Annotated in this window: 19 protein-coding genes; 14 read left to right on the top strand and 5 right to left on the bottom strand. The window is 62.7% G+C overall.

Annotated features, from left to right (window positions below; genetic code table 11):
- Window positions 1–164: 164 nt before the first annotated feature.
- The 4 genes from L1069_RS21070 to L1069_RS21055 form a co-directional block, all read right to left on the bottom strand.
- Window positions 165–899, bottom strand: coding sequence for a DUF3726 domain-containing protein (locus L1069_RS21070; RefSeq protein WP_237456954.1), 735 nt, complete (start codon window positions 897–899; stop codon window positions 165–167).
- The gene (locus L1069_RS21065) at window positions 896–2,596 is read right to left on the bottom strand and encodes a hypothetical protein (RefSeq protein WP_237456953.1); all 1,701 of its coding nucleotides are present in this window, start codon (window positions 2,594–2,596) and stop codon (window positions 896–898) included. The genes L1069_RS21070 and L1069_RS21065 overlap by 4 nt, the downstream gene beginning before the upstream one ends.
- Window positions 2,597–2,703: 107 nt before the next feature.
- Complete coding sequence (locus L1069_RS21060) at window positions 2,704–3,666, bottom strand: LysR family transcriptional regulator (protein WP_129370005.1); 963 nt, start codon at window positions 3,664–3,666, stop codon at window positions 2,704–2,706.
- Window positions 3,667–4,323: 657 nt separating this feature from the next.
- Window positions 4,324–5,064, bottom strand: a complete 741-nt coding sequence (locus L1069_RS21055; protein WP_237456951.1) for a GntR family transcriptional regulator — start codon at window positions 5,062–5,064, stop codon at window positions 4,324–4,326.
- 158 nt (window positions 5,065–5,222) lie between these two features.
- Here L1069_RS21055 and L1069_RS21050 point away from each other — a divergent pair, with 158 nt between their 5' ends.
- The 7 genes from L1069_RS21050 (at window position 5,223) to ehuA (ending at window position 12,889) form a co-directional block, all read left to right on the top strand.
- A complete protein-coding gene (locus tag L1069_RS21050; protein ID WP_237456950.1) occupies window positions 5,223–6,005 on the top strand; it encodes an Asp/Glu racemase in 783 nt (260 codons plus the stop codon).
- Between the two features lies 1 nt (window position 6,006).
- Window positions 6,007–7,188, top strand: coding sequence for a Xaa-Pro peptidase family protein (locus L1069_RS21045; RefSeq protein ID WP_237456949.1), 1,182 nt, complete (start codon window positions 6,007–6,009; stop codon window positions 7,186–7,188).
- A gap of 18 nt (window positions 7,189–7,206) precedes the next feature.
- Complete coding sequence (locus tag L1069_RS21040; protein ID WP_237456948.1) at window positions 7,207–9,663, top strand: FAD-dependent oxidoreductase; 2,457 nt, start codon at window positions 7,207–7,209, stop codon at window positions 9,661–9,663.
- 164 nt (window positions 9,664–9,827) lie between these two features.
- On the top strand, window positions 9,828–10,670 hold the full coding sequence (locus L1069_RS21035; protein WP_237456947.1) for a transporter substrate-binding domain-containing protein: 843 nt from the start codon (window positions 9,828–9,830) through the stop codon (window positions 10,668–10,670).
- Window positions 10,671–10,736: 66 nt separating this feature from the next.
- The gene (gene ehuC / locus L1069_RS21030; RefSeq protein ID WP_237456946.1) at window positions 10,737–11,402 is read left to right on the top strand and encodes an ectoine/hydroxyectoine ABC transporter permease subunit EhuC; all 666 of its coding nucleotides are present in this window, start codon (window positions 10,737–10,739) and stop codon (window positions 11,400–11,402) included.
- 3 nt (window positions 11,403–11,405) lie between these two features.
- On the top strand, window positions 11,406–12,071 hold the full coding sequence (gene ehuD / locus L1069_RS21025; protein WP_237456945.1) for an ectoine/hydroxyectoine ABC transporter permease subunit EhuD: 666 nt from the start codon (window positions 11,406–11,408) through the stop codon (window positions 12,069–12,071).
- A 2-nt stretch (window positions 12,072–12,073) separates the two neighbouring features.
- Window positions 12,074–12,889, top strand: coding sequence for an ectoine/hydroxyectoine ABC transporter ATP-binding protein EhuA (gene ehuA / locus L1069_RS21020; protein ID WP_275423100.1), 816 nt, complete (start codon window positions 12,074–12,076; stop codon window positions 12,887–12,889).
- A 4-nt stretch (window positions 12,890–12,893) separates the two neighbouring features.
- Here the strand turns inward: ehuA and L1069_RS21015 are convergent, their stop codons facing one another.
- Complete coding sequence (locus L1069_RS21015) at window positions 12,894–13,772, bottom strand: LysR family transcriptional regulator (protein ID WP_129370013.1); 879 nt, start codon at window positions 13,770–13,772, stop codon at window positions 12,894–12,896.
- A 132-nt stretch (window positions 13,773–13,904) separates the two neighbouring features.
- Between L1069_RS21015 and L1069_RS21010 the strand changes: the two genes are divergently transcribed.
- The 7 genes from L1069_RS21010 to L1069_RS20980 are packed head-to-tail and all read left to right on the top strand — an operon-like array spanning window position 13,905 to window position 21,883.
- Window positions 13,905–15,047: a Xaa-Pro peptidase family protein gene (locus L1069_RS21010; protein WP_237456944.1), complete on the top strand. Its 1,143-nt coding sequence runs from the start codon at window positions 13,905–13,907 to the stop codon at window positions 15,045–15,047.
- Window positions 15,047–15,841: an arylmalonate decarboxylase gene (locus tag L1069_RS21005; RefSeq protein WP_237456943.1), complete on the top strand. Its 795-nt coding sequence runs from the start codon at window positions 15,047–15,049 to the stop codon at window positions 15,839–15,841. The genes L1069_RS21010 and L1069_RS21005 overlap by 1 nt, the downstream gene beginning before the upstream one ends.
- Window positions 15,842–15,864: 23 nt before the next feature.
- Window positions 15,865–16,869, top strand: a complete 1,005-nt coding sequence (locus L1069_RS21000) for an FAD-dependent oxidoreductase (RefSeq protein ID WP_237456942.1) — start codon at window positions 15,865–15,867, stop codon at window positions 16,867–16,869.
- A gap of 11 nt (window positions 16,870–16,880) precedes the next feature.
- Window positions 16,881–17,165, top strand: a complete 285-nt coding sequence (locus L1069_RS20995; protein ID WP_237456941.1) for a sarcosine oxidase subunit delta — start codon at window positions 16,881–16,883, stop codon at window positions 17,163–17,165.
- Entirely contained in the window at window positions 17,162–20,113 is a 2,952-nt protein-coding gene (locus L1069_RS20990) for a sarcosine oxidase subunit alpha family protein (RefSeq protein ID WP_237456940.1), read from the top strand. The genes L1069_RS20995 and L1069_RS20990 overlap by 4 nt, the downstream gene beginning before the upstream one ends.
- On the top strand, window positions 20,106–20,714 hold the full coding sequence (locus L1069_RS20985; protein WP_237456939.1) for a hypothetical protein: 609 nt from the start codon (window positions 20,106–20,108) through the stop codon (window positions 20,712–20,714). Before L1069_RS20990 ends, L1069_RS20985 begins: the two co-directional genes overlap by 8 nt.
- On the top strand, window positions 20,711–21,883 hold the full coding sequence (locus L1069_RS20980) for an SRPBCC family protein (RefSeq protein WP_237456938.1): 1,173 nt from the start codon (window positions 20,711–20,713) through the stop codon (window positions 21,881–21,883). Before L1069_RS20985 ends, L1069_RS20980 begins: the two co-directional genes overlap by 4 nt.
- Window positions 21,884–21,890 lie beyond the last annotated feature (7 nt).

Raw genomic sequence — 21,890 nt, 5'->3', positions numbered from 1 at the left:
GCCATTTCGCTGCGGCTGCGCCAATGACTGCTCTTGAACACTGGGTCATGTTGATAAATGGCACAGGCAGAAAAGTGCTTTGGCTGTTTCTGCCTGTGCCAGTGGCGGGTATGAAACCGCCACTGGTATCGCTCCTGGGCACCAGAAAACTCTTAAGCCGGTACCTAGGCTGGGCCAGCCCCTGCCCGGGATTTGTCATCCGAAGGCACCAGTATCGGCCAAGCAGCTGCATTCAACGCGGACCAATGGTCTGAAGACACAGAGATGCCACGCTCCAGCGACTGATCATAATTGGCCGCCAGCTGCGCTGCGGTGACTTCGAACCGCTGCAGTTCTGGATGTTCGGCCTGCCTGGTAACGGCATCGGCCAGCAGCGCAGCCTGGGTGGTGCAAACTATGAACAGCGCGGAAGCCTCTTTGCCGACTCCGGCCTGTTCCACACGCCAGTAGTTGGGGAACACCGCGCCGCTTTCGAAGCTAGCACCATGCATGCCAATCTGATCGCTCCAGTAGGCTCCGATATAGACGCCCTTCTGGGCCACGAGCGACAAGCTGCGCAGGATCAGGCCGGGGTCGCGGCAATTGGCCAGTTCCACAATGGCAAAGCCTGTTTCCTGCGCCTTGGCAAAGGCGAGATCAGACGCGAGGGAGCCGTGCTCACAGACTTCGGCGCCGCCCGCGTCAATAACTGCGAGCCCTGCGTTTTCATAATCCAGCCGAGGCGCCACGCCGCCTTTGGGGGCTTCGGGCGGCAGCGTGATGCGCTCAATCCCGCCCAACCCGCACATGTGCGACCAGGTGATCAGCTGTGCAGCATCCTCATAATCTCCGGTCTGATGCCCGGCACCTTCATAAGCGCGTGACAGCGCCGCGATCATTTCGTTGCGGGAAACTCTCATGCCCGGACCTCCTCCATTTGGGGTTTCAGCGGCAGGAACCAGCTATCGTATGTCTGGCCGATGTCCTCGATCACCGGGGCGCCTTGGTACATAGTGTTGCGCACCCACAGTTTGGAGCGCGGGTCGAATTTACTGACGCCGAAGAACGCCAGCTTACACCGCAGCATGTCCATCGGGCGGATGTCGCGGCTGGCCAGATTGGCCCGGATTTCCGCGTATTTGTGGCGCGACATGGTTTGAATGCGGCGCACGATGCTTTTCATCGTCGGCCGGCGCAGCAGGAAGTGGACCACATCGCTGTCGGGGCTTTCCGCCAGGTCCTGTATCAGCAGATCATAGCATTCGCGTACCCGGCGCCCGATCGGCAGCGGCATCTGCTTTTCCACCCCTGGATCGGCCCCGGCAAAACCCAGCCGCGGCTCAAGCTTTTCTTCCGAGCGGTACCAGAATGCATCGGTCTCAGTGGCGTCAGAAAAATCGATCTCCAGCGCCCAGCCGTACCGGGTTTCGATCAACTGCCGCAGGGCTACAGTGCTCATCGCCGGATCAATCACTGGGTTGGGAATTGCGGCAAAACTGTCTTCAAGATCATTGACCAGTTCCGGGTGGATCTCCAGGCAGATGGAGTTAACCAATTCCTGAGTTTCCAGGCTCCAGACATCGCGGGCGTGATCCGTCAGTTCCGACCAGGTTGTCAGCTGATCGCCTGTCCCGGCCAGCCAGCTGTCCACCTCACTTAGTTCCGCAATCAGTACCTGGTTGCGGTCGATCTGCTCGGCGTCGCTGGTGTGGCTTTCGCCGAAGTGCTGCTTGGCACGGCTGACCAGATCGTGGAACAGACTGATGCGCCAAGCGGTCGGAGCCGCCTTGTGCAAGACTTGCGCCAGCGCAGTTTCGCGCATTTCCACCCATTGGCTGAACAATTCTCCATGGTTGATCAGATATGGCGCCATGCCCAGGCCCGTGGAATTGCCGATGCCAAAGAACCGCTTCAGCCGACCGTCCAGCAACACCGCGGTATCCGGCGCGCGGGATTTGGCGACATGATCCACCTGGTCCAGACTGAACTGGCGCAGCATGAAGCAAATGAACATTTCCGGTGCAAACGGGCGGTTGAAATCCGGAAACTTCGCCCGGACCTTGTTCCAGTCCGCCATGCCCAGCTTGCCGCTGCCGTAAACCGCCGTTGTCCGGTAAAGATAGCCGACTTCGGCAATGCGCTGCGCATCGGGCTGGCGGCCTGCGCTCAACTCTTCCAGAACATAGCTGAACAGCCGGGAAGAACGGTTGGCCCGCGACAGGCTGAACACCCGCGCATCAACTCGGCCTGCTTCCTGTTTCGGCACATTGCGGCGCAGATCCTCCAGCCAAACATCATCCACCAGGCCTTCGCAAAGCGCCATGGTCAGATCCCAACTGGTTGCAATGACCCGGTCATTGCGCTCCTCATCAGGCAATTCGGTGGAAAACAGCACAAAGCTGAAAACCCCATTGGGCGTTCGGATTTCATAGATGGCCGTGCCGTAGCCCTCCGGGTCCAGATCAAACAGCCGGCGGCTGATGTCCCATTCTTCCTTCATGATCCGTCGCACCAAAGTGCACATGAAGCTGAGCGTCGAAGAATGCAGCGACCCCAGGCGTTGCAGATCCATGACCTCCGCCTCCGGCCGCATCCTTTCGGTAAGTGCTGTGAGCATGTATTGCCCTCCCATTTCAGTCCTGCGCGTTCGCAAACAGCTTTGGCCGGGAAGGGGAGCCAAGTAAAATTTGAAGAATCGAAAGACTTATAACCCGGGCAAATAAATCACCCCCCGGTAACGGATGCCTCAACAGTCCGGTTCGGAAACCGCGCGGAAATCTGCCGTGCCTGGCCCTGCAGATACTCCAGAAAGCTCTGAGCCACAGAGGACAGCGGGCGGTCTTTTGCCACCACCAGCTGAAGCTCCCTGTACAGAGTTGGCGCCGACAGGCTGCGGTAGACCAATGCCGGGTTCAGATAATCCGGTGCCGCCAGCGCCGGCACCGCAGACACCGCTTCGCCGCTTTCAATCAGCCCGGCCAGCGCCGCCATCGTCAGCACCGTGAAATCGGGGCTGGTCACAGAGGCCGGCAACCCCTCACCCGCCTTGGTCAGACGGCTGACCCCGGTATCCTCGGCCATACCGGCAAACGGCAGACCGTCGAGGCAATCCCAGGTCAGCGGCTCAGTGCGGCGCGCAAGTTCCTGGGTGTTGCGGCAGATCAGCCCAACCTGATCGCGCAGAAACGGCAGATAAGTCAGCCTGGGATCATCAGACCAGCTGCTCGACAACCCGAAATCGGCACGTCCTTCCAGCACCTGCGCCTCCACTCCGCGCGCGTTGTCGTCCTGCAAGTGGATCTTTGCCTGCGGCATCTCTGCCGCAAAGCCACGCATCGCTGGCGGTAAAATCCGCACCGCCGCCGAAGGCAGCACCGCCACCCGCACCCGATTGAGCTGATCTTGCGCACTCGCCCGCACTGACAGGACCGAGGCTTCGACATCGTCCAGAATCTTCTCGGCCTTCGGCAGCAGCTCCTGCCCTTGCGCAGTCAGCTCAACCGACCGGGTGGTCCGCTTAAGCAGGGACACGCCAATAATTTCCTCAAACTGCTGAATACTCAGCGTAAGTGCCGGCTGCGACACCGCCAGATTTTGCGCGGCCCGACTGAAGGAGCCGCACCGAGCCACCGCAACAAAAGCGCGAAATTGTTTGAGAGACAGGTTACGGGCGATTTTTGTCTTCATTCCTGGAACCTATTACTTGCCAGCCAAACACTGAATGGGAAAAAATGCCTGCGTCGCTGGGGCGGAAAGCCGGAGTTGACCACAGACGTCAATTAGTTTGGCTCATTAAGTCTTTCTGCAGGGGAAGGCCACGATCACGGCCTGAACATTCCTACCTGAACTGGCCCACTGCACGGTGTAGTATCACGACTTCAACTCCGCTGCACGTTGCATGAATGGTCGAGAACTCCGCTGAACCGCAAAGCGGCTTTCCATGCCAGCACAGAAAAATCTTCCACTTTGCTTGTGCCACACAATTTTGACAGGTCCGGTGTGGGCTCTTCCTACTCTTTCGCCGCGCCAGGTGTGAATGGCCGATCCCCGAACAAGGGCCGTTCGCCTGGTTGGGCTTGGACTGGCAGTGAGCGGGACAATCCTGCCCTTCGCTGCTAATGCGCAGTTCTTGCTGCACTTGCGAGGATTTTTTCAGGCCCGGTGGGGCGGGTCTTTCTTCGCAAACGCGAAACATTCCCCGAGATCCGCGAAGGCGGTCATTGACTGCCATGCTGCTTGCAGCGAACACCATCTGCACGCAGGCTTCAATTAGATGGAAGCGCGCCGTGAGGGACGCATACAGCTCAAAGAGCTGCCAATCAGAAGCACTTTCCAGATTGAAAACTACCTCCTGACGATGGCATGCGCGGTGAATTCCGCGAGTTCGCCGCGCCAGATCTGGCGGCCGAAGCAGAATGGCTTGCCGTCCTTACTGTAAATCACCTGCTCAAGCTCGATGCCGGCATTGTAGGTCGGCAAGTTTAGTAATCCCGCCTCCTGTTCATTCAATGCGCGCATCCGGATCGTGATGTCACCGGAATGCGGCGGCACGTTGTATTCCCGCTCCATCAGCACCGTGGTCGACTGCTGCAGATTGTGGTCGAACAGGCCGGGGAACAGGCTGGCAATGGCGTATTCTTCTTCGACAAAGGCGGGGTGGTCCTGAAGCAGGAACAACCGGGTGTATTTGTACAGCGACTCTCCTTCGGGCACGGCCAGCTTTGCGGACAAGACCGCATCTGCTGCGGCCATCTGTTGGGAGACCACCTTGATCGTCAGGCCGGGCCCGTCCTGGCCGAGCAGGGCCGAGAGGCTGACAGTTTGGCTGATGTCATAAGCCACCCGCTGCGGCGACACGAATCGGCCGCGGCGCCCGGAGCTGTAGGCGAGGCCTTCCATTTCAACCGCAAGCAGCGCGCGGCGTGCGGTCATTCTGCTGATGCCAAACTGCTCTGCGATGGCTCTTTCCGAGGGTAGAGCCGCGTGAACGGGCAGGGCACCGCTGCGGATTTGCTCCCTCAGATGGTCAATAACCATTTGAAAAACTGGTGTTTTTTTTCTCTGTTCCAGATCGTTTTTCATCATGATGCAGCAGTTCCGAAAATTTTCTTTGGTATATACCAGATTGTTGGTATATACCAGCTCCAGGGGCTCTGTATCCTGAGTGCATGGCGTGGCCATGGTTTGCAAGGGAGGGGCTGGGGGAGCGGGGCAGAAATCCCGCGGGTTTTGGAGGCAGGCCCATGAATTTGGCGCCGGATATTCAAGCACTGCAATTCACCAGTGACGGGGGGCTGGGCAGCGTGGCCCGGATTGGCCTGATCGTTCTGCAATCGGATCAGACTTTGGAGCATGAGCTGTCGAGCGTGCTGCGGCGGCCCGGAGTGGTGCTGTATCACGCGCGGATCCCCAATGAGATGGAAGTCTCCGGCGATACGTTGCGGAAGATGGAGGCGGACCTGCCAACGGCGGCGGCGCTGCTGCCTGCTTCGTTCGAACTGGACGCCATCGGCTATTGCTGCACGTCGGGGGCAACGATGATCGGCGAAGCGCGGGTGGATGCGATCCTGCGCAGCGTGCATCCGGCGGCAAAGACCACCAATCCGCTGACCGCCTGCAAGGCGGCGCTGAGTGCGCTGAAGCTGAAGCGGATCGCGCTGATTACCCCTTATGCCGTCGAGGTGACTGAAGGCATGCGGGACAATTTGGCTGCCGCTGGGTTCCAGGTAAACGCAGTCGGCAGCTTTAACCAGAGCGACGATTTCAAAGTGGCGCGGATTTCCTCGCAGAGCATTCTGGAGGCGATCAAGGAGATCGGTCGCCGTGCGGATTGCGATGGCGTATTTGTGTCCTGCACCAGCCTGCGGGTCATGGAGATTCTGGCGGAGGCCGAGAAGGCCATTTGCAAGCCGGTCCTGTCCAGCAATCAGGTCACGGCCTGGCATCTGGCCAGGCTGGCCGGCATCGGAGACAGCATCGCCGGGGCAGGCATGCTGTTTCACACCCAAATGAAGATGGACAACTGAGATGACGGCAGAGATGCACCCCGCTGCGGAGCGCGGGTTTACCACACAGGAGTTTGAGCAGCGAACCGCGGCAGCCCAGAAGATCATGGCGGGCCTCGGGCTGGATGCGCTGCTGCTGACCACCGAACCGGAAGTGCGTTATTTCACCGGCTTCGACACCATTTTCTGGCTCAGCCCGACGCGGCCCTGGTTCGTGGTGATCCCGGCCAAGGGCGCGCCGGTGGCGGTGATCCCGGAGATCGGCGCACCCAGCATGGCGCTGACCTGGATTTCCGATATCCGCACCTGGCTGGCGCCGCAGCCGCAGGATGACGGTATCTCGCTGCTGGCGGACACCTTGCGGGAACTGATGCCCAGCGGAGGCACCCTGGGGGTGCCGATGGGGCATGAAACCCATGTGCGGATGCCAGCAGCGGACTTCGTGAAACTGCAGGAAGCCCTGGGCGGTATCCGTCTGGCTGACGGCACCGATGTTGTCCGCAGCCTGCGGATGGTGAAATCCGCATCTGAAATTTCCAAAATCGCGCGTATTTGCAGTATCGCGTCTTCTGCGTTTGAGGATCTGCCGAACCAGGTCCAGGCAGGCGACACCGAGCGTCAGGCCTTTGCCAAGTTCAAGATCAGCCTGCTGCAGCACGGTGCCGATGATGTGCCGTATCTGGTGGGCAGCTCCGGCCCCGGCGGATTTGCGGATGTGATCAACAGGTCAAGCGACCGGGTGATTGAGAACGGCGATATGCTGCTGTTGGACACCGGTTCGCTGTGGGGCGGCTACAGCTGCGATTTCGACCGCAACTATGCCTTTGGCCATGCCTCGGACGCAGCCAAACAGGCCTATGACCTGGCCTGGCGCGCGACCGAGGCCGGATTGCAGGCGGCACGTCCCGGCATCACCACCACGGACCTGTGGGGCGTCATGGCCAAGGTGCTGGAGGACGGCGGCTGCAGCGGCCATCAGATCGGGCGCATGGGCCACGGTCTGGGCATGCAGGTCACCGAATGGCCGTCGCTGATGGCGGGCGACAATACTGTAATCGAGGAAGGCATGGTGCTGACGCTTGAGCCAGGTTTCGCCTTTGGCGGCGGCAAGATGATGCTGCACGAGGAAAACATCGTCATTCGCGCCGATGGCGCCGAACTTCTGTCCCGCCGCGCGCCGCGCGAGCTGCCAATCATCACCTAACACATGGGATCCGATCACATGAAAAAAGACCTTCCCTCCCATGCGCAGGTTGTCATCATCGGCGGCGGCATCCACGGCTGCTCGGTGGCCTATCATCTGGCCAAACAGGGCCTGACCGATGTTGTGCTGCTGGAGCGCAAGCAGCTGACCAGCGGCACCACCTGGCACGCGGCCGGCCTTGTGGGGCAGCTGCAGGGCAGCCATGCCACCACGGCCTTTGCCAAATACGGCATCGAACTGCTGGAAGAGATCGAGGCGGAGACCGGGCAAAATCCGGGCTACCGGCGGTCGGGGTCCATCTCGGTTGCGGTCAATGATGAACGCATGGCCGAGCTGAAGCGCAAGGCCGACTTTGCGGCGCTGTTCGGGATTGAGGCGCACTATCTGGAAACCGCCGAAATCCAGGAACGCTGGCCGCTGATGAACCCCGATGGCGTGCTGGGCGGCATCTATATGCCCAGCGATGGCTCTGCCAACCCGGTCGATTTGACCACGGCGCTGGCCAAGGGTGCGCGGATGCGCGGTGCCAGGATCTTTGAGAACATCAAGGTCGAAGAAGTTCTGACCCGTGACAGCAAGGCCGTTGGCGTGCGCACCGATCAGGGCACCATCAGCGCGGATTACGTGGTGAACTGCGGCGGCATGTGGGCGCGGGACCTGGGCCGCCAGAACGGCGTTGGCGTGCCGCTGCACGCCTGCGAGCATTACTATCTGGTGACCGAGGCCATCGAGAACCTGCCCAGCGACCTGCCGGTGCTGCGCTCCTATTGCGATGGCACCTATTGGAAGGAAGACGCGGGCAAGCTGCTGTTCGGCTTTGCCCATTTCCAGGCCAAACCCTGGGGCATGAAAGGCATTTCCGAGGACTTCGAGTTCGACAGCCTGCCATTTGTCGAGGAAGATGTGATGGAGGTGCTGGAACTGGCGATGAACCGGGTGCCGCTGTTGCAGGAAACCGGCATCCGCACCTTCTTTAACGGGCCGGAAAGCTATTCCTATGACGGGCGCTTTATCCTGGGGCAGGCGCCTGATATTTCGAACTATTTTGTGTTGGGCGGGGTGAATTCCACTGGTATCCAGTCCGGTTCCGGCGCGGGCCGGGCCGTTGCGCAATGGATCATCGACGGTCACCCGCCGATTGACCTCAGCGAAATGGACCCCAAGCGCTGCGAGGAGTTCCAGGCGCGTGACCCTTATCTGCAGGAACGCTGCCCGGAAACGCTGGTGCTGACCTATGCGATGCATTGGCCGAACCGCCAGCGTGATACCGTCCGCAACCTGCGCCGCACGCCGTTCTACCACCCGATGAAGGCCCGCGGCGCCTGTTTCACCGAGGCCCAGGGCTGGGAACGCCCCGGCTGGTTCGCGCCAGAAGGGGTGGAGACGAAGTATGAATACAGCTTTGGCCGCCAGAACTGGTTCCCGCATGTGCAAGAGGAGCAGAAGGCTGCGCGTGAAGCTGTTGCGATGATCGACTACACCATGCTGGGCAAGCTGATGGTCGAGGGCCGCGACGCCGAAAGCTTCCTGCAGCGGGTCTGCACCAACAACATGGCCATGGCCGAGGGCCGGGTTGCCTATACGCTGATGCTGAACGAGCGCGGCGGCATTGAAAGCGACGTCACGGTGGCGCGTCATGGGGACGAGAGCTTCATGGTGATGAGCTCGATCTCGCATACCCGGCGCGACTATCTGCATCTGCGAGATCTGATCCAGCCGGAGGAGGATGTGCGTCTGCGCGATGCGACAACTGCCTATGGCGTGCTGGGGGTCATGGGGCCGAAAAGTCGCGAGCTGTTGCAGGCCGTCAGCGATGCGGATGTCTCGCACGCGGCGTTCCCGTTCAACAGCCTGCGGCATTTCCACATCGGCCACGCACCGGTGTTTGCGCAGCGTCTGTCTTATTCCGGCGAATTGGGTTGGGAGATTTTCATCACCCCGGATTTCGCCGAGCACGTGTTCGAAGTTCTGATGCAGGCCGGTGAACAGTTCGGCATCCGCCTGATCGGCGGCGAGGCGCTGAATGCGCTGCGGCTGGAAAAGGGCTTTGTCCACTGGGGCCACGACATGGCCTATACCGAGGCGCCGCATCAGATGGGCATGGAGTTTGTCTGCAAGGTCAAGAAGCCCATCCCCTTCATCGGGCGCGACGCCTATCTGGCGCGCAAGGCGGAAAACAAGGGGCCGTTCCTATGTTCGGTCAGGCTGCGCGACCCGGAACCGTTGCTGCATCACAATGAGCCCGTCCTGCGGGACGGCCAAATCGCGGGCTATGTGACCGCCGGCGCCTGGGGCCAGACGATCGGGGCGGCTGTCGGCCTGTGCCTGCTGACCCTGCCGGAAGGCGAAATTGGCAAGGCAGCGGTGGAGAACGGCCAATTCACGGTCCTGGTCGAGGGCAAAAGCATCGAGGCGGATGTCAGCCTGACACCGTTCTATGACCCGCAAAGCAAACGGATGCTGTCCAGCGCCTGAGGGCGCCTGGCTCCAAGGAGGAGTTCACGGTCCTGATGCACATCCCCGGTGTCCCGCTCTCATCACCGGATCAAGCTCAGGACCGTGGCAATGGAGACGCCGCCCCAACCAAACAGCAGGCGCGAGTTCCAATTCGAAGACAGGTTAAATTCTGGGAGGAAACCATGACTTACAAACTACTCAACACTCTGGGTGCAGCGGCAGTTGCAACCGTGGTCAGCTCGATTGCGGCGCTGGCCGGGCCGATTGATGACAGGATCGCCGCGGGCGAGCCGCTCCGCATCGGCTTCTCCAACATTCCGATCTGGGGCTACCCTGACGAAAATGGCGACGCCAAGGGCTTTGTGAACGAGATCGCCATCGATATCTTGAAAAAAATGGGCCACGAAAGCGTCGAGGCGACCGTAACCGACTGGGGCGGGCTGATCCCGGGGCTGCAGGCCAACCGCTATGATATGATCACCGGCGGGCTTTATATCCTCAACAGCCGCTGCAAGAATATTTCCTTCTCCGAGCCGATTGCCCAGTCCGGCGACGCCTTTATCGTTCCGGCCGGCAATCCCAAGGGTATCCAGACCTATCAGGACATCCTGGCTGCAGAAGCGGTACTGGCTGCAGGTTCCGGCTACAACACCGTAGAAGCCGCCAAGAAGGAAGGGTTGACCGACTCGATGATCATGCAGGTGCCGGGGCCGACCGAGATGCTGGCTGCAGTTAAGGCAGGCCGCGCAGATGCTGCGGGCATGACCTATTTCGAAGCGGCGCATCTGGCGGAAAGCGATGAGGCCGTCGACGTGACCGACCCCAGCGCCCTGCCGGAATGGACGCTGAACTGGGTCGGCGTCGGCTTCCGCGACGCTGACAGCGATTTCCTGGCAGAGTTCAACACCGCGCTGGCGGAATACATCGGCTCTGAGGAGATGATGCAGACCGTCGCAAAATACGGCTACACCGAAAGCACCCTGCCCGGTGACAAGACCACCGAATGGACCTGCGCCAACCGCTGATCCGAATGTGCGGCGGATCCCTGGGGTCCGCCACATGCAAATCTCCTCGTGCCATACGGATTACAGATGGGTTTCTATGATTTCCTGATCCAGTACTGGCCGCGGCTTCTGACAGGGACGGGCGTCACCTTGGCCCAGTTCCTGCTCGCTGCGGTGATTGGAATCGCGATCTCGCTCTGCATGGGCCTGATGAAACTGTCGCAGAACGCGCTTATGCGCGGCGCGGCGGTGACCTATATCGAGATTTTCCGCGGCACCTCGCTGGTGGTGCAGCTATACTGGATTTTCTTCGTGCTGCCGCTGTTCGGTCTGACGATCGAAAAATTCACCGCAGGATACCTGGCTATCGGCATGAATATCGGCGCTTACGGCGCCGAGCTGGTGCGCGGCGGCATTCTGTCAGTGCCCAAGGGACAATGGGAAGCCGCGCTGGCTATCAACATGAGCCCGGCGCAGCGGATGCGGCGGATCATCCTGCCGCAGGCGCTGGTCAGCATGCTGCCGCCCTGGGGTAACCTGATGATCGAGCTTTTAAAGGGCACCGCGCTGGTGTCGCTGATCTCCGTTGCCGACTTGATGTTCGAGGCGCGGCAGATCAATGCCTCGACCTTCCTGTCGGCGCAGGTCTTTGGCGCGGCACTGGTCATCTACTATGTGCTGGCCCGCTTTCTGGTGACGCCGTTCATGCGCTGGCTGGAACGCCATATGGCGCGCAAGCTGGGGAGGGCCTGAGCCGTGTTCGACTGGAAATGGGACTTTACCTGGGAAATCCTGCCGCGGCTGGTCTACGCCACCGGCAATACGCTGATCGCTGCCGGGGCGGGCTATGTGATTGCGGTGGTGCTGGGGCTGATGCTGGCGCTGGCACAGCGCACACCGTCCAGGGCGGTGACCTTCACAGTGCGCGAGTTTGTGGAGTTCATCCGCTCCACCCCGCTGATCCTGCAGATCTTCTTTGTGTTCTATGTAGGGCCGCAGTTCGGCATCCGGCTCAGCCCGTGGATGTCCGGCATGATCGCCATCGGTCTGCATTATGCCTGCTACCTGTCTGAGGTCTTCCGCGGCGGTATTGAAAGCGTGCCGAAAGGCCAGTGGGAGGCGGCAATCGCGCTCAACATGTCCACCGCGCAGAAGTACCGCCGGGTAATTATTCCGCAGGCCATCCCGCCCGCGCTGTCGGGCATGGGCAACTACCTGGTCGGCATCTTCAAGGACACGCCGATGCTGTCGGTGATCGGGGTTGCCGAGCTTATCCATACCGCCAATGCCATCGGCTCGGAAAACTACCGCTTTCTAGAGCCTTACACGATGGTCGGCATCATCTTTCTGGCAATCTCCCTGCCGGCAGCGGGCCTGATCCGGCTGTTCGAAGGGTATGTGCGCCGCAAACTGGGACTGTAACGATGCTGGACAATACTGGCTTTCCGCTTGAAATCACCGGTGAAGACACGCCGATGGTGAGCTTTCGCAAGGTGAACAAATCCTATGGGGCGCTCACTGTGCTGGACGATCTCGATCTCGACGTCGCGGCAGGGGAAATGGTCTCGATCATCGGTCCCTCCGGCTCGGGCAAAACCACCGTGCTGCGGATGCTGATGACGCTTGAGCAGATCAACGGCGGGGTGATCTATGTGGACGGCAAGCCGCTGACGCATATGCCCAAGGGCGGCCAGCTGGTGCCTGCAAGCGAACGCCACCTGCGCAGCCGCCGCGCTGACATCGGCATGTGTTTCCAGCATTTCAACCTGTTCCCGCATATGACCGCGCTGGAAAACTGTATGGAGGGGCCGGTGCAGGTGCTGGGCCTCTCCAAGGCAGAGGCGCGCGACCGCTCAGAAGAGCTGTTGGAGATGGTCGGCATGATCTCCAAGAAGGACCAGCACCCCTCGCGGCTGTCGGGCGGCCAGCAGCAGCGGGTGGCGATTGCGCGGGCGCTTGCGATGCGGCCCAAGGTGATGCTGTTTGACGAGGTGACCTCTGCCCTCGATCCGGAGGTGATCGGCGAGGTGACCAATGTGATCCGCAAGCTGGTGTCGGAGCATAACCTGACCATGCTGATGGTGACCCATCAGATGGGCTTTGCCCGCGATATTTCCGACCGGGTGTGCTTCTTCTATGGCGGCCGGATCGAGGAGCAGGGCCCGCCGACCCAGCTGTTCGGCAATCCCCAGCGCGAGCGCACCCAGCAGTTCCTGAGCGCGGTGCGGGAAGCGGTCTAGGTCTTCAGACCGGGATGCCTGCATCCCGCAGCAGGCTGCGGGTCTGTTCGCTGAGCAGGCCCGTGCGCCAGATCACGAAATAGCTGCGCCCGGTTATCAGCTGGTAGTCCTCCAGCGGCACCAGCCGCCCGGCGTCGATCTCGAAGCGCAGCACATCGGGGCAGCCAAGCGCCACCCCGCGGCCGCGGATGGCAGTATCCAGCGTGCTGCCGTATGAGCCCAGGTTGACCTTGGCGGCCTGCGCAATTTCGGCAAAGCCGGTCAGTTCGGCGAAATCGTCCCAATTCACCCATTTCGGGGTCAGCTTGTCGAAATCAAGCAGGGTCGCCGCCGCCAGCCCGCCTTTGCGCTGCGCCTTGGCGGGGGAGGTCACGGGCATCCAGCGCTCCGCGAACAGGAGCGAGCCGTCCCAGCCTGCCGGGATGTCCTGGCCGTAATAGATCAGCGCATCCGCCTCCAGCGCAAACAGGTCGGCGTCCTTGTCGGAGGCGGTGAGAGTGACCGGCGCGGCATCGCTGCTCAGCAGGTATTCATTGATCCGGGGCGTTAGCCAGTATTGCGACACGGCGACATTGGCCGCCAGCGACAGCCGGGCGCCGGTGCTGGCGCGGCGCAGCTGGTTCAGGCATGAATGCAGGTAATCCAGCGCTTCGCCGGAATTGGCCGCCAGGATCTTGCCGTTGCGGGTCAGCGACAGGTTGCGGCCGCGGCGGTTCACCAGGGTCATGCCCAGCCAGTCCTCAAGCACTTTGATTCGCTTGCTGACCGCGGCTTGGCTGACATTCAACTCCTCTGCCGCGCGGGTGAAATTGCCGTGCCTGGCAACCGCTTCGAAGAACAGGAGATAGTCGAGGGGCGGCAATGCGCGGCGGTAGTTTTTCATAACTTCTGGTTATCACAATTCCGGACCGAATGTCACTTTGTAAAGTGCGGTTTTGGCCATAGCATTTGGGCCAAGGCCCAAGCTACGGCAAGGTTTTGCCGCGCGGCTCTCCATAACCTACAGGGAAATCCGATGTTCACTGAGCGACTGTCCCGTTTCCAGAAAAACCTTGCCGATGCCGGCATCGATGTGGCGCTGATCACCGATGACGACAACGTCTATTACCTGACCGGCTATTACGATTACCTGCATATGGAGTTCGGCCGCCCGACCATTCTGGTGGTGCCCAAGGACGGCGGGACGCTGCTGATCACCCCGACCATCGACCTCAACAGCGCCAAAGCGGCGGCGCGGGTGGACCGGGTCGCGGCTTGGAATGACGGCATGGGCAACGAATGGCGCGAGGAATTGCCGGGTGCAGTCCGGAATGCGGCGTCGGTGGCGATTGAACCGGGCCATATGCCGCCGCCCGTGCGCGCCTATGTGAAAGATCTGGTCGCCGCGGAAAACATCACTAGCACGACGCCAATCCTGAACCAGATGCGGATGATCAAATCTCCGCAGGAATTGCAGCTGGCCCGCCATGCGGGCGAAGTCGCCACCGCGATGATGAATGCAGGCCGGGCCGCAATCGGCGACGGCGTGCCGGAGTTCGAGGTGGCGATCGCCACCAGCCAGGCGGGCACCCGCAAGGCGGCAGAGCTGCTGGCAGCGCATTATGATGATGGCGACATGTCGCCCAACACCCATTTCCTGCAGATCATGGCCTCGGGCAGGGACATTGTGAAAACCCACCACCGGGCCTCGACCCGGATCATGCGGCTGGGTGAGCCGGTGTTCCTGTGCTTCTGCGGCATGACCAATTTTCACCGCTTCAAACTGGGTTTTGACCGCACCTTCTGGATCGGCGAGCCGGATCCCGAGCAGGTCAAGGTCTATGAGGTAGCAGTGGCCAGCCAGAAGGCTGCGCTGGAGGCCCTGCGCCCCGGCGTGACGGCGGAAAGTGTGCATGCCGCCTATGCCGAGGTGATCCAGGGGGCGGGGTACGAATACCCCTTCCGTTGCGGCCGGGCCACCGGTTTCAGCTTCCTTGAGGCGCCGCAGCTGGTCACCGGCGACACCACGATCATCCAGCCGGGCATGGTGCTGGCGGTGGACGGGTCGGTGTCAGTTGAAACCTTCCGCGCCCAGGTCGGTGACAGTTTCATCATCACCGAGGACGGCTGGGAGCAGCTGACCCAGCATCCGAAGTCCGTTGAGGAGGTCTTCCTGTGATGTTCCAGCCAGGCCAAACCATCCAGTCCAAGCCCCGCACCCCCGAAATGGATGCCGGGCGGTTCCACCGTGCCAAGCTGGGCTTTATCCTGATGTCCACCGACCCCTCTGCCGAGGGGGATTTCTGGGACATGGCGCCGGAAGGCGTTGCCGTCTACGTTACGCGCCTGAAAACCGACGACCACACCACAACCGAAACTCTGGCCAGGCACATCGAGCACATGGCCGACGCGGCGGCGCGCATCCAGCCGGAGGCGAGGCCCGATGTGGTCAGCTACAGCTGCACCTCCGGATCCATCGTGATCGGCGAGCAGCGGGTGATGGCGGAGATCAGGAAAGGCGCGCCCTGGGCGCAGCCGATGTGCCTTGTGCAGGGGGTGCTGGACGCGCTGAACGAGCTGGGCGCTAAGAAGCTGGTGGTCGGCACGCCTTATCTGGATGACATCAACACCGCCGAGGCGGAGTTTCTGGTCGAGCGCGGCTTTGATGTGCTGGACATTCAGGGGCTCAATATCGCCAGCGGCTGGGACATGGGGCTGGTGACGCCGGACTACTGGAAGAAATTCGCGCTGGAGATCGACCAGCCGGAGGCTGATGCGATCTTCCTCAGCTGCGGCGGTGTGCGCTCGCTTCCGGCAGTGGAGGAGATCGAGCAGATCACCGGCAAGCCGGTCATCACCTCGAACCAGGCGCAATTCTGGTCCTGCCTCCGCCGGGCCGGAATCATGGATGAGCTGGAGGGCTTCGGCCAGATGTTCAAACATCCGGGCAGGGTGCTGAAACCCACCGTCTGAAGGCTCTTGAAAGACCTGAAAAAATGACCCGTTTTTCCGCATGGAATGTCTTTTGGCAGGGGATGTCCGGCCAAAGGGGGGGGAGCTGTCAGTGGCGCGACCCCGAGCCCAAGCCCCATTACGATGCCGTCATCGTGGGGGGCGGGCTGCATGGGCTTGCCACCGCCTATTACCTGGCCAAGACCCACGGGCTGCGCAATGTCGCGGTGCTGGAGAAGGGCTGGATCGGCGGCGGCAACGCCGGGCGCAACACCACCATCGTGCGCTCCAACTATGCGCGTCCGGGCAACCGGCAGTTCTATGAGCATTCGCTGAAACTGTGGGAAGAGCTGAGCCACGAGCTGAACTATAACGTGATGTTCAGCCAGCGCTCCCATATCGCGCTGTTGCACAGCCCCGGCGCCATCGACGCGGCGGCGCGCAATTACAACACCCTGCACCGCACCGGCACGCCCGATGCGGAGATCTGGGGGCTGGAGCAGCTGAAACAGGTGGTGCCGCATCTGAACTATGCGGCTGGCGCCCGCTTCCCGGTGATGGGGGCGGCAGTGCAGAAGCGCGCGGGTACCGCCCGCCATGATGCGGTGGTCTTCGGCATGGGCGGCGCGCATTTCTATATCTCGCAGTCGGACAAGGGCGGCATGGTCTTTGGCGGTGATCTGGACTGGTACAAATCCTATGCGCAGCGCGGCAACCTGCCGATTGTGCAGGACGTGGCAGAGGCGGCGATGTCGGTGATGCCCTGCCTGGGCCGGGTCAAGCTGCTGCGCCATTGGGCCGGGGTGGTCGATATGTCGATGGACGGCAGCCATTTCATCTGCCGGACACCTTTGGACAATCTCTATCTCAACACCGGCTGGAACTACGGCGGCTTCAAGGCAACGCCTGCCGCGGGCTGGTGGTTCGCTGATCTGATCGCCAATGGACGGCCCGCGCCGATAATTGCGGATTTCGACCTGAAACGCTTTGAGCGGGGCTTGCAGATCGACGAGCGCGGCGCCGGCCCCGACCCTAAGCTGCACGGATGAGGAGCTGAGCCATGACCCGGATTTCCTGCCCCTTTTGCGGTCTGCGCGACCATGCCGAGTTCAGCTATGGCGGCGATGGCTCGATCACATACCCGGCGCTTGAGGCGCCCATGCAGGACTGGCACGACGCGGTGTTCCTGCGCGAAAACATCTGTGGCTGGCAGGTGGAGACCTGGCAGCATCTGCATGGCTGCCGCATGTGGCTGAAGGTGGAGCGGGACACGATGACCCATGAAATCCGCAGCGTGGCCCCCGCCCATCCGGGCCTGGCCGCCGCGCTGGAGAGCGGGCTATGACCGCGCGGCGGCTGGGCCAGGGCGGACGGATCGGCCGGAGCAAGCCGCTGGAGTTCCGTTGGGACGGCAAGGCGATGCGGGGCTATGCGGGCGATACGCTGGCCTCGGCGCTGATGGCCAATGGCGAGCGGGTGCTGGGCCGGTCTTTCAAATACCACCGCCCGCGCGGGATCATGTCGGCGGGGGTGGAGGAGTCGGGCGCCATCGTCACACTTGGCAGCGGCACCCGGGCGGAGCCGAACGTCAAGGCCACCATGCAGGAGCTGTTTCAGGGGCTGGAGGCGCGGGGCCAGAACGCCTGGCCCAATGTTCGCTTTGATGCGGGCGCGGTGAACGGGCTGTTCGGGCGGTTCTTTTCGGCGGGGTTTTACTACAAGACCTTCATGGGACTGCCGCCGTTTGAATGGGGTCAGGGCACCGGTCTCTGGATGAAATACGAGGCGCTGATCCGCAAGGCGGCGGGCATGGGCGCGGCCTCGCGGCAGGCTGACCCGGATTGTTATGACCATGCGCACGCCTATTGCGATGTGCTGGTGGTGGGGTCTGGCCCCGCGGGCCTGCGGGCGGCGCTGACGGCGGCGGAGGCAGGCCGCGACGTGATCCTGGCAGAGCAGGATTTCGAGCTGGGTGGTGACCAGCTGAACGATCCCGCTGCCGAGCCTGAACGCCGCGCGCTGGTGGAGGCGGTGCAGCGCGCGGGCGTGCGGCTGATGCCGCGGACCACAGTCTTTGGCCTTTATGACAATGGCACCGCCGGGATGGTGCAGCGTGTGACGGACCATCTGGCGGAGCCTGCGCCCTACCTGCCGCGGCAGCGGTTCTGGACCGTGCGGGCCAGCGCCACGGTGCTGGCCACCGGCGCGCTGGAACGCTCTGTGGCCTTTGGGGGCAATGACCGCCCTGGGGTGATGACTGCGGCGGCGGGGCGGGTTTACCTCAGCCGCTTTGGCGTCCTGCCGGGGCAGCGGGTGGTGGTCGCGACCTGCAACGACAGCGCTTACCAGACCGCCGGCGAGTTGGCAGCTGCCGGGGCAGAGGTTGTGCTTGCGGATGCGCGCCAGCAACCCGTCCCGGATGTTCCCGCCGGGGTCAGGCTGCGCAGCGGTCTGGCTCCGCTGGAGGCAAAGGGCCGCTCGGGTGTCAAATCCCTGCGGTTTGCCCGGCGGATCGGGTCTGGCTGGCAGGCGGCGGGCAGCGAGGCCTGTGATCTGCTGCTGGTCTCTGGCGGCTGGTCGCCGGTGGTGAACCTGGCGTCGCACCGGGGCGTCAAACCGGAATGGAACGCCGAACTGGCCTGTTTCCTGGCAGGTGAATGCGCAGAGCCGCTGTTCATGGCAGGCGCGGCAGCGGGCGTCTGGGACCGTGCCGCCTGCGAAGCCTCCGGCGAGGCGGCGGCGAAACGCGCCCTGGGGCTTGCGGCTGCCGGCCCTCAGCCGGGCGGCTGGGAAAGTCCCATCGAACCAATGTACGAAGTCTGGCTGCCGGGCAGCAAACCCAAGACATTTGTCGATCCGCAGCATGATGTCACCGGCGATGACGTGCGGCTGGCGCATCAGGAGGGCTTTGTCTCGGTCGAGCATCTGAAACGCTATACCACGCTGGGCTTGGCGACCGATCAGGGCAAGATGGGCAATATCATCGGCCTGGCGCTGATGGCCGAGACCTTGGGCAAGGAGATCCCGGCAGTGGGCACCACCCGCTTCCGCCCGCCCTATACCCCGGTTGCCATCGGCGCGCTGGCGGGGCGCAACGTGCATGGCCATTTCAAAGCCCTGCGCCGCACCCCGCTGCACGATTGGAACCTGCGCCATGGCGCCACCATGACCGACGCGGGCCTGTGGCACCGGCCCTGGTATTTCGCCAAAGCTGGCGAAACCATCGCCGGGGCCTATGTGCGCGAGGCCGCCACGGTGCGCGCTACCCTTGGCATCTGCGATGTCAGTTCGCTGGGCAAGATCGCGGTGCAGGGGCCGGATGCGGCAGAGTTTCTGAACCGCGTCTATACCAATGGCTTTGCCAGGCTGGCGGCGGGCAAGGCGCGTTATGGCATCATGCTGCGCGACGACGGAATGGTGCTGGACGACGGCACCACCTGGCGGCTAGCAGAGGATGACTTCCTGATGACCACCACCACTACCGGGGCCGGCAAGGTGATGGTCTGGCTGGAGGAGCTGCTGCAAACCCGCTGGCCGGAGCTGCGGGTGCATCTGACCTCGGTCTCCGACCAATGGGCGGGTGCGTCCATCGCCGGGCCGAAATCGCGCGAGGCGCTGGCTGCCTGCCTGGCGGATCCGGCGGCGGTCTCGGCAGCGGCGCTGCCCTTCATGGGGGTGGCCCGCATGGCCCTGAAGGACGGCTCGGAGGCGCTGGTTGCGCGGATCAGCTTCTCGGGCGAGCTGGCCTATGAGCTTTATGTGCCCGCCGGTCAGGGTGAGGCGATGATGGACATGCTGTGGCCGGAGGCCTCCCGTCTGGGCGGCTGCCTTTACGGGCTAGAGGCGCTGGGAACACTGCGGATCGAGAAGGGCCATGTCACTGGCGCCGAACTGGACGGGCGGGTCACGATCCGCGATGCCGGGCTGGGCAAGATGGCATCCTCCAAGAAAGCCTATATCGGCAAGGCCTTGCAGGACCGCCCGGAATTGCTGCGCGAAGACCGCCCGCAGCTGGCGGGGATTTTCCCCAAGGACCGCAGCCAGACCTTCAGCGGCGGCGCGCTGCTGTGCAGGCCGGATGAGGGCGAGGGCTTTGGCGAAGGCTGGATCACGGCTGTCACCCATTCGCCGGCGCTCGGCCATTGGATCGGGCTGGGCTATATCGCGGGCGGCCATGCGGCCTGGGAAGGGCGGGTGCTGATGGCCAGCGACCCGGTGCGCGGCGGTCTGGTCGAGGTCGAGATTGTCTCCCCCCAAATGTTCGACCCGGAAGGAGAGCGGATGCATGGATGACCAGGTCAACAGATTGCAGGCGCATACGGCGCCGGTGCGCGGCGGCAGGCCGGGGCCTGCTGGTGTCACGCTGAGCCGCCTCACCAGCTTCCGCCTGACCCAGATCGCCGCCTGGCCGCAGACCCTGGCCGAGGCCGGGGCACTGGCCGCCGCCGCCGCAGGCTGCGGCGCGGCGCCGGGGCCGGGACGGGCGGCGCAGGGCAAGGGCGGCCTGCTGCTGCGGGTCGAACCGCTAAAGTGGTGGCTGCTGCGGGGGGCGGACCAGGCCTCTGTGCCGCTGCAAGGCGGCAGCGCCTGCGCCTTTCTGAACCTCTCCAGCGCCCGCACCCTGGTGCAGGTATCGGGGCCGCAGGCGGCCACGCTCTTGAACCATTTCCTGCCGCTGGACCTGCGTCCCGGTGCCTTTTCGCCGGGCCATGCCGCCTCCACCGCGTTTCACCACATTGGCGTCACCCTGTGGCGCAGCAGTGCGGGCTTCACGCTGGCGCTGCCGCGCAGCTTTGCCGCCTCGCTGCAAGAGCTGCTGGAGGGCAGCGCCCTGCAATACGGATTGAAAATGCGCGATATCCCCTTTTCCCCTGTAGCAGGAGGCCTGGAATGAAACCCCGCATGTCTGTTGATGAGCTGCTGGAGGCGGTGACGCGCAATGCCGCGCTGCCGGATGAGCTGGCTGAGGCGACGCCGCCGCAGGTCTATACCTCGCCGGAGTTCCTGGAGCTGGAGCTGGACGAGATCTTCAACCACGAATGGTTCTGCGTTGGCCGGGAGGATGAATACGAAAACCCCGGCGACTACCGCGCCACCACCATCGGGCGCGATCCGGTGGTGGTCCTGCGCGACTGCGGCGGGGTGCTGAGGGCGATGTCCAATGTCTGCCGCCACCGGATGGCGACGCTGCTGGAAGGGGCCGGCAATATCCGCGGCCGGATCAGCTGCCCCTATCACGCCTGGACCTACAACCTGGACGGCCAGCTGATCGGCGCCGCCCATATGCGTGAGAATTTCAATAAGAAGGAGGTCTGCCTGCCGCAGTTCCAGGTCGAGGTCTGGCAAGGCTGGGTCTATGTCTCACTCGATCCCGATGCGGCGCCGCTGGGGCCGCGGCTGGCGGGCCTGTCCAAGCGGCTGGAGAACTACCAGCTGCCGAAATACCGCACCCTGTTCCGGGCCGAAGAGATCTGGGACACCAACTGGAAGATCCTGGTGCAGAATTTCACCGAGGGCTACCACCTGTTTGTCGCCCACGCCCAGACCATCGAGCCGGTGATGCCGACCCGGCTGGCCAATGCGATGCATGGCGGCGCGGCCTACAGCCTCTATGAGCAGGGCCGGGTGCCCGGCAAATCCTATGAGCGCAACTCCGACATGCAGGTGGACAATCCCTTGCTGAGCGATGAGGAGCGCGAAAAGGCGGTGCTGTCGGCGATTTTCCCCTGCCATGTGATGTCAGTGGTGGCAGAGCGCACCTTCTGGCTGTCGCTGCAGCCCTATGGCACCGATAAGGTCAAAGTGTTCTGGGGCGCCGATTACTACCCCGGCGCGGTGCCGGACGACCCGGAGGAACGCGCTGCCTATGCCGCCGAGCTGAAGGCCGGGTTCGACCGCATCAACGATGAGGACAAGCCGATCATCGGCGCCATTGCGCAGAACGCCAGGGCGCTGGCGGCAGCACCCGGGCGGCTGTCGCCCAAGGAACGCACGGTCTGGTATTTCCAGCAGTATCTTGCGGCGCAGCTTTGCAGTAACCGTCGTTTGCGCCCCACGTTGTAGCGCCCAC

The sequence above is a fragment of the Leisingera sp. MMG026 genome (assembly GCF_021654205.1).
In the GTDB taxonomy this organism is placed as follows: Bacteria; Pseudomonadota; Alphaproteobacteria; order Rhodobacterales; family Rhodobacteraceae; genus Leisingera.
This window is presented reverse-complemented; position numbering and strand designations above follow the sequence as displayed.

What these genes read in the sequence shown, in the direction of transcription:
- L1069_RS21070 (WP_237456954.1), bottom strand. Translation starts at nt 899, where the DNA reads ATGAGAGTTTCCCGCAACGAAATGATCGCGGCGCTGTCACGCGCTTAT.
- L1069_RS21065 (WP_237456953.1), bottom strand. Translation starts at nt 2,596, where the DNA reads ATGCTCACAGCACTTACCGAAAGGATGCGGCCGGAGGCGGAGGTCATG.
- L1069_RS21060 (WP_129370005.1), bottom strand. Translation starts at nt 3,666, where the DNA reads ATGAAGACAAAAATCGCCCGTAACCTGTCTCTCAAACAATTTCGCGCT.
- L1069_RS21055 (WP_237456951.1), bottom strand. Translation starts at nt 5,064, where the DNA reads ATGATGAAAAACGATCTGGAACAGAGAAAAAAAACACCAGTTTTTCAA.
- L1069_RS21050 (WP_237456950.1), top strand. Translation starts at nt 5,223, where the DNA reads ATGAATTTGGCGCCGGATATTCAAGCACTGCAATTCACCAGTGACGGG.
- L1069_RS21045 (WP_237456949.1), top strand. Translation starts at nt 6,007, where the DNA reads ATGACGGCAGAGATGCACCCCGCTGCGGAGCGCGGGTTTACCACACAG.
- L1069_RS21040 (WP_237456948.1), top strand. Translation starts at nt 7,207, where the DNA reads ATGAAAAAAGACCTTCCCTCCCATGCGCAGGTTGTCATCATCGGCGGC.
- L1069_RS21035 (WP_237456947.1), top strand. Translation starts at nt 9,828, where the DNA reads ATGACTTACAAACTACTCAACACTCTGGGTGCAGCGGCAGTTGCAACC.
- ehuC (WP_237456946.1), top strand. Translation starts at nt 10,737, where the DNA reads ATGGGTTTCTATGATTTCCTGATCCAGTACTGGCCGCGGCTTCTGACA.
- ehuA (WP_275423100.1), top strand. Translation starts at nt 12,074, where the DNA reads ATGCTGGACAATACTGGCTTTCCGCTTGAAATCACCGGTGAAGACACG.
- L1069_RS21015 (WP_129370013.1), bottom strand. Translation starts at nt 13,772, where the DNA reads ATGAAAAACTACCGCCGCGCATTGCCGCCCCTCGACTATCTCCTGTTC.
- L1069_RS21010 (WP_237456944.1), top strand. Translation starts at nt 13,905, where the DNA reads ATGTTCACTGAGCGACTGTCCCGTTTCCAGAAAAACCTTGCCGATGCC.
- L1069_RS21005 (WP_237456943.1), top strand. Translation starts at nt 15,047, where the DNA reads ATGTTCCAGCCAGGCCAAACCATCCAGTCCAAGCCCCGCACCCCCGAA.
- L1069_RS21000 (WP_237456942.1), top strand. Translation starts at nt 15,865, where the DNA reads ATGACCCGTTTTTCCGCATGGAATGTCTTTTGGCAGGGGATGTCCGGC.
- L1069_RS20995 (WP_237456941.1), top strand. Translation starts at nt 16,881, where the DNA reads ATGACCCGGATTTCCTGCCCCTTTTGCGGTCTGCGCGACCATGCCGAG.
- L1069_RS20990 (WP_237456940.1), top strand. Translation starts at nt 17,162, where the DNA reads ATGACCGCGCGGCGGCTGGGCCAGGGCGGACGGATCGGCCGGAGCAAG.
- L1069_RS20985 (WP_237456939.1), top strand. Translation starts at nt 20,106, where the DNA reads ATGGATGACCAGGTCAACAGATTGCAGGCGCATACGGCGCCGGTGCGC.
- L1069_RS20980 (WP_237456938.1), top strand. Translation starts at nt 20,711, where the DNA reads ATGAAACCCCGCATGTCTGTTGATGAGCTGCTGGAGGCGGTGACGCGC.